Source organism: Rhizobium sp. RM (assembly GCF_013390595.1).
GTDB lineage: Bacteria > Pseudomonadota > Alphaproteobacteria > Rhizobiales > Rhizobiaceae > Agrobacterium.
Genome location: NZ_JACAWV010000025.1, coordinates 37,083 through 44,044 on the forward strand (window position 1 = coordinate 37,083; position 6,962 = coordinate 44,044).

The window sequence follows — 6,962 nt, forward strand, 5'->3', positions numbered from 1 at the left end:
CGCTCCCCGCTCCCTTTGCGGCCATCTGACGTCTGCGTAGCGACGTTTGCTTTTGTCGCAAAGTTGCCTACTTAGAGTGGCGTCAAGCAAGGACACATCGAATATCGCGGCGGTCAATGTGTGATCGGAAACCGCTTACCGAATCCGGGTTCGATAGCTCCGCCAATACTGTTCGCCACGCTAGCCATAGTCTCTCCGCACTGCGTCGATCGGTCTGACAAAGGTCCGTCGATCAATGGACGATCCGACTTAATGAATGTCGGGGTCGTTCGTCAGAAGGAAGCGATCTCAGGTCTTACGACACAATGCTTCCGGTGGTCCGCGTCGGCGATTTCTTACCTGACTTCAGGACTAATCTGTATATGACCATTTTGAGTTGAGTTTGGCGATTGCAGGGCGTTCAGCGCGCAACTAATCTATGTGAGAGAATCGCAGGGGAACTAGATATAAGTATGGAGGGTACAGGCGTTCAGCGGACGACCCAGTCGCCACGTAAGATACTCAAGTGGGCGGGAAGCAAGTCGAATGTTTCCTCGCAGCTGCAGCAATTTCTTACCTTTGACCGTCCCTACATCGAGCCCTTTTGTGGATCTGCCGCATTTTACTTCGAGCGCTTACCGCCAAAGGCAGCGCTTAATGATCTGAATTCCAACCTCATCGATTGCTATCGTAGTATTAGGGATGAACCCCACCATGTTTGGGAATATTATGATGCGCTCGAGGTTTCGGAGGAGAATTACTACCGGGCAAGAGCTACCTTCAATGAAATCACGAGAAGTCACCAGAAGTCTTCTCTTTTTCTGTATTTAAATCACTACTGCTTTAATGGAATTTATCGGACAAATAGATCCGGCCTCTTTAACACGCCCTACGGCGCCAAGAAAAAAATAAAGAAGAAGTTCTCGCTAGAAGATTTCAATTACTTCTCCGAATCTTTGAAGAATACAGAGTTACACAGTGAGGATTTCGAATCATTCATAAATAAGATTTCTCCAACCAACTCTTGCATATATATGGATCCTCCATATTTCACATTTGAGGGTAGAGTATTCAATGAGTACGGTGCGAAGACATTCTTGGCGGATGACTTAGCTAGGCTACACACGGTTGCAACTAGGCTAGCAGCAAATAATATTGTGGTTATCTCTTATAAAAACTGCAGCGAATTCAGGGATTTATTTGAGCGGCATTTAGCTGCTCCGATTACGGTCACTAGAAACGTCGGTGGATTTGCTGGCCGCAGAAAGTCAGAAACCGAGCTCGTTGCGGTACTCGGGGGATGAACGCGTGCGACTATTGGTGATCAGCGACATCCACTGCCTATCAAAAGATATCGAACAGGGTAAAGGCTATGCCGGTCCCACTGGGAGCGATTTCTTTATCGAAGAACGCAACGCTCGGCGCAATCCAATTCTTGCTATTCCCAATGCATGGAAGGATACTCCTCCAAAAATAGACGCACTGATTTGTTTGGGAGACTTGGCTCACCAGTCCAAAAGGCTTCCATTCTTACAGGCCTGGCATGATCTCCACCAGTTAGCAGATATCCTCAATATACCTGACGTGTTTGCGGTTACAGGAAATCACGACATATTAAGTCGCGCCGAAGACGTCTTGGATGCTGAAACAAGGCTCGAGTTCTTGCAGACGGTCTCCCCTGATTTTCCATATCGCGACCACGACTTCAAGAAGGATTACTTTGGCACCGGTGTGGCGACCAAGGAGTTGGGGAGCTGCTGCATTATCGCAATCGACACTTGTCGTACGCATGGCCTGGGCTCAAGTGCTGAGACTAGTAAGCAGATCTGGGAAATCGGGCATATAAGCACAACGATGCGCGAAAAAGTTATCGCAGCGATCAAGGCTTCCGAAGCAACCCACTATTTGATCATGATGCATCATCACCCTGACCGAGTGGACGACATCAATGATATTCATACCGACGCGATGAAGGACGGAGCTGAATTTCTTCGTGATATCGGCGGTATTGGGAAGAAGTGCATCGTCCTCCACGGCCATAAACATCAAGTACATCTGAAGCACTCTCTTCACGGATCTCCCCCCCCAATCGTGTTCTCCGCCGCAACGTTCGCATCTAAGCCTTATCCTTCTCAGTCGCGAGGATTCGAGAATCTTTTTCACGTCATAGAAATCGACTTGAATGAGCAACGTTTTCCAGCGGGAGCCGTCTATTCGTGGAACTGGAATGGCGCGCAGTGGGGCGAGAGCAAGCACGTTGACATGCCACACTACGTCCCGTTTGGACGCCAAGTTGACGTTTGTGAAATCGCGAAGACTTTGAGCGAGATCGTTATTACGTCAAAGGTGACAGCAGCGGAGCTCCACGAGAAATGTCCGGATCTAAAATTCCTTCATATAAATCAGGTCGATGCGCTGAATGAAGCGTTAAAGCCGTTCAAGCGGACGGTTTATCCAAAGCATTCGAAAATTGATGCGATGTTGGAGGATTGATATGGCATCGACGTCGCAGTTTAACGCAAGGAATGCAAGTGCGTCACAGATCGCGCGTGACTTCGTTATGCCCAGTTATTTCCCGGACGTGGCCGAGTACAGGAACATCGTTCTGGTCGGTCCACGAGGAATTGGAAAAACCACCCTCCTGAAGGCGCTCACGGCACCTGGTCTTACAGCCTTACATCAAAGAGAGGATTTGTTGGACCTGCTCCGACCAATCGATTTCGATTACATTCCCATTTATATTCCGGCGGAATCCATATGGAAGGGCACTGCAGGGCTGGTCGCAAAGGAAGTCCAATCAAGCCAGGATCGGGATCTGATCTTGGGTGGCTTATTTACAGATCATTGCCTCCACCAGCTAATATCCTCATTCGAAGAAGCGGCTATTGCAGTTGAGTCGGCCGACGGGCTCAAACACCCTTGGCAGGTCATGTTGTCAAATGTGCAAGAAGCGCAGATCGCTGAAAAATGTTCAGAGTTGTGGAAACTGGAAAAAGTCCAAAAATCGTTTTTGGGCATAAAAATGCAGCTTTTGCAGCGCTCAAACATATATCGCGGGGCAATAAACGCTGGAAATAACTCCCGCACGTTGGACGCGGTTCGAGAAATTGGCCACTTGGACTTTTTGGTCATGCTCAAAGGTTTTATGGACATCGCACAAACTTATTGCGGTGTTAAGCGGTGGACGATTTCATTCGATGAGATGGAAATTGCGCCAAAATCTATTCTCTCTCACTTATATGAGAACTTGAGATCGTTCGATCAGCGAGCAGCGTTGAAGTTCTCACTTTTTCCTTACGTGGATTTTTACGAAGAGCAAGGTGGCTTTATCCCGAACCCCTCCAGCCCCGAAGATGCTCAAGACTTTCACCCGATCATCCTCTCAAGCAAATTCGCAAATCCCGATTACACTTTTGCGAGAGGTTTGATCCGGTCTGAGTGTGACAGGCGCGCTGTTTCTTATGGCGCGTTTCGTCAGTATCTGAACAGCTCAAAAGCGATCCTACCGGGAAGTAGGGAGTTCACAGAAATCGGCTTCGAGCGAAAGCCTGCGAAGATATACGAGTATGCAGTTAATCAGGCCGGCGACTTGTCACTGAAGCAACATCTTGCGTCCAAGGGCATTAAAGAGCCTCAAGACATCGAGAATCTCAAAGGCGAGGCTCGAAGAGCCGAGGTTGTGCGTAAGGTATTTCCAATCGCAGAAATACGCTCGTACTACCTCGTCAAGACAAAGGACAAAAAGGCCCCTTCCCGAAGGACGTCAGCTAAAGGTTACGGCTACTATCATGGCTTTGACCAACTTCTTGCGCTTACGGAGGGTAATCCTAGGGCGATCAAGTATTACCTCAACGACCTCATCACCGACATGATCGACGGTAGAGAATCCCACAGATCTCAAAACGCGGCAATTCCGATGAATGTCGACCGATTTCGCGCGATGGTTGCTTCTCAAGCGATTCCTCGAGATCTCTCCGGCGAAGATAGGTCGGCCCTTAAAGTCCTTGATGCAATGGGTTACGCCTTAGCTGATGGTGTTCTTGGTGACGTCTTCCACCCAGAGCCGCCGTTATCATTCAGAATAAAGAACGTACACCCTTCGCTGAAAGATGCGCTGATTTCTGCTGTCAATTCAGGGGCGCTTGTGGTTGAGCAGAATGTCAGCGGCAAGAAGCTGCTTTTTGACCTTGAAGGGTGCCGTGTTCGGCTGTCTTACCGGCTAGCACCGTTTTTCAAATTACCGACAATTTCGGGCCAGGAGCGATTACTTTCGGGAATGCCCGAAGTTAGGAAAAATATGGATTCGCAACCTGACCTGCTGACGTGGGCTATCGCTGATGCCTGACATAACACTGATCGCCGACCCTGATAAGCTGGAGGTAAGCATCCACATAGGATGCCTGGGCTACGAGCATCGGTCTATCGAGGCTTTGCGTCGTCTGGAAAGTGCGAAAGCGTCTAAAACCAAGCTGCTGTTCGACTATCGTAGTGAGTTAGATCACTGCTATATCGAGAATAGGCGTGAGATAGACAAATCAGGATGCATAATCATCAATGATTTGAAAACTTTTCTCGCCCAAATCCGACTGCATATTGCTAAGGAAATAGCGCCGACTGTTCAGCTCGACGTAACGTCGTTTGACAGGAAAAAGCTGGCGCTCATTCTGGAAGTCCTTTTCGAGAGCTCTGCCTCAATTGGCGCTGTGATACTAACTTACTTCCCTCGTCAATTTGCAGAGCCGTCGGGTGAACTGGAAGAGGTGCTCGAGTTTGGCCCTGTTACGCCTCGATTCGTTGGTGAGGTCTCCTACGAACGAGATAGCTTGTCCCTCATCGTCGGCGCGGGGTATGAATTTGGCCGTGTAATCGGAGCCATCGATGTCCTCGAGCCAGAGCTGACATATTGCATGTTTCCGGTCGGGACAGACGCTCGCTTCGAGCGTGCCGTCGCGCGCAACAATCTCGGGTTCAGCTTCTTGGACGATCCCAACTTGCTGATCCCCTACAGTGTGCTCAATCCCCACTCGACGTATTTTGCTATCAGGCGATTGATACAAGTCGAATTAAACGAGCGAAATGTGCTAGTTTTGCCGTTAGGGCCCAAAATTTTCGCTGCGCTCTCTATCATTATTGCGCTTATCTACTCACCTGCTGTGATGGTATGGCGCTACTCAACAGAAGACCTCAGACGGCCGAATTCACTGAGCGACGCGAAAGCAAGCGGCGACGTTGCGTTATTCGCCTTCACCTTCTCTGAAACCGCCAGCGTAAAACCACTCGTCATTTGACCAGACATTCTAGCAGCAGTCCTCCACCCATTTGGTCGAATGACGTGCTCAAAAACGTGATGGAGCCGTCCGTGCATGTGCAGCTCCGCAACCGAGGCCAAGTGCGCGACGAGGCTGAGGCAATGCTGAAGCGTGTTGGCCTAATTGACCGTGCGAACGCATGAGCCCGACATCAAACGGTTTGTAAAAACAATGCTCAAAAGGAACAGATCATGGGCGGCTTCCCGTGAAGATACGTCTAGATCACACCCCACGCCCGAAACCTCCCCCTCCCCGTCATCTCGCGCAGGCCGAGCTCCCCGACGATCCGCCGCGCAGCCTGCGGCGTGACCTCGAGCGTTTTCGCCACCATCCCGGCCGAAACCAACGGCTTTGCCATCACCAGTTCGACCAACTCCGGCAGCTTTGAAGACGTCCGCCGTCCCTCCAGTTTTCGCTCGAACATCTGCCGAGCCAGCGTCAGGCGATCATGCTCTTTGATGCCGATCTCGGCGGCCGCCAGAAATCCGTGGGCGATGGCCAGCAGCCGCATCTCACGATCGCGATGCCGGCGCCGATCGACGGGAATGGTTTTCATGCCGAGGTTGATCGCAGCGAGATGGGCGCTGGTGGTGATGCCGGCTTCCCGCAACATCGACGCGGCGAACAGTCGGCCGAGCCAGGGCGCGTGCTGCAGAACCTCGAGCGTGTTCCAGGCATCCAGGGCGATGATGGCCTGCAGCGCCGATGGCAAGTTTTCGGCCTGGCGTAGTACTGCACGCCATTCGTCGAGCCGGGCATCCTCGTCCCAGTCGAGATCGTAAATGAGCGTGTCTCGCTCGCGGCTGTCGACCGCCGGCCGGTCGGGGCGTTTTGCCTGTTCGATGGCACCGTCAGATCGCGCTAGCAGCGCATCGATGGCGGCATAGTCGACGCCGGGAAGCCCTTCGGCTTCATCGATTTCTTTCCACTCCCCTTCCGGATCGATCGCGGCCGCGCTCCGCATTGCGCTGGCAGCCTCCGCCGCCTCAGTTCCGGGTGAGGCGATCTCCGATGTCTGCCGGAGCGAGCGAATGCCTTCCGGCGACAGCGCCCAGTCCGGTGTTTGGCCAGAAATCCGTCGACGGGTCCTCAAAACATCGCGGGCGATGGTGAGCTCGTGGGTCGGGGTGCGGGTATCGCGAAAAGCGTCGTGGAGGACGAGGTCTTCGAGATGGACGAGTTCGCCGTCGATCCACAGCGAGGCGCAGGCGTCGGCGAAATTGGATCGTTCTGTCCAGCCGCTTCCTACAGATGATTGGGCGATGCGCTCGTCGAGGCGAGTGAGCGAGACACCGGCGTCGAAAGCCGGCCGCATCAGGTCTGTCATGCTGATTTTTGCGAGATCGTAAGCCATTGATATTATGGTAAACTAATTGCTAAACGAACGCTATATGAATATTAAAGTTCGGCATATGGTATGGTCTTGGGTTAGATATTCAACCATCGATAAGTATCCCTTATCGATGGTAGATTGATTTCGGCCAGAGAATCCGGCAAATTCGGGTTAACGGGCAGCCGCAAGACTGCCCTGACCGTGTATTTGAGGGTCTGATGCCGAAGTCACCGCAACAATCCGCCGTCGAGCGTCGGGCCGGCGAACTCGATACGATTGCCGCCGTCCTGCCGATCGAGCGGCGCGATGAGCTCGCCGAACTGTTGTCAGACGAAGATGTC

5 protein-coding genes and 1 pseudogene are annotated in these 6,962 nt (G+C 51.9%); 5 read left to right on the forward strand and 1 reads right to left on the reverse strand.

Features of this window, described 5'->3' with window-relative positions; genetic code table 11:
• The first annotated feature begins 452 nt into the window (after positions 1-452).
• Genes HWX89_RS25610 through HWX89_RS25625 form a run of 4 tightly spaced genes read left to right on the forward strand, consistent with a single transcriptional unit; the run spans position 453 to position 5,267 of the window.
• Positions 453-1,283 carry a DNA adenine methylase gene (locus HWX89_RS25610; protein ID WP_138793721.1) on the forward strand — a complete coding sequence of 277 codons (831 nt, stop codon included), beginning with the start codon at positions 453-455 and terminating at the stop codon, positions 1,281-1,283.
• A gap of 4 nt (positions 1,284-1,287) precedes the next feature.
• Positions 1,288-2,472 (forward strand): metallophosphoesterase family protein, encoded by a 1,185-nt coding sequence (locus HWX89_RS25615; RefSeq protein ID WP_178340935.1) that lies wholly within the window; start codon positions 1,288-1,290, stop codon positions 2,470-2,472.
• A gap of 1 nt (position 2,473) precedes the next feature.
• Entirely contained in the window at positions 2,474-4,324 is a 1,851-nt protein-coding gene (locus HWX89_RS25620; RefSeq protein WP_093002869.1) for an ORC-CDC6 family AAA ATPase, read from the forward strand.
• Entirely contained in the window at positions 4,317-5,267 is a 951-nt protein-coding gene (locus tag HWX89_RS25625) for a hypothetical protein (RefSeq protein WP_138793723.1), read from the forward strand. The genes HWX89_RS25620 and HWX89_RS25625 overlap by 8 nt, the downstream gene beginning before the upstream one ends.
• A gap of 238 nt (positions 5,268-5,505) precedes the next feature.
• On the opposite strand, the gene HWX89_RS25630 is transcribed toward HWX89_RS25625, so the two are convergent.
• Positions 5,506-6,651: an RHE_PE00001 family protein gene (locus HWX89_RS25630; RefSeq protein WP_178340936.1), complete on the reverse strand. Its 1,146-nt coding sequence runs from the start codon at positions 6,649-6,651 to the stop codon at positions 5,506-5,508.
• Between the two features lie 188 nt (positions 6,652-6,839).
• Between HWX89_RS25630 and HWX89_RS26400 the strand changes: the two are divergent.
• Positions 6,840-6,962, forward strand: a pseudogene (locus HWX89_RS26400) (integrase); the annotation flags it as partial.

Coding starts and splice junctions, on each gene's coding strand:
- HWX89_RS25610 (WP_138793721.1), top strand. CDS start 453: ATGGAGGGTACAGGCGTTCAGCGGACGACCCAGTCGCCACGTAAGATA.
- HWX89_RS25620 (WP_093002869.1), top strand. CDS start 2,474: ATGGCATCGACGTCGCAGTTTAACGCAAGGAATGCAAGTGCGTCACAG.
- HWX89_RS25625 (WP_138793723.1), top strand. CDS start 4,317: ATGCCTGACATAACACTGATCGCCGACCCTGATAAGCTGGAGGTAAGC.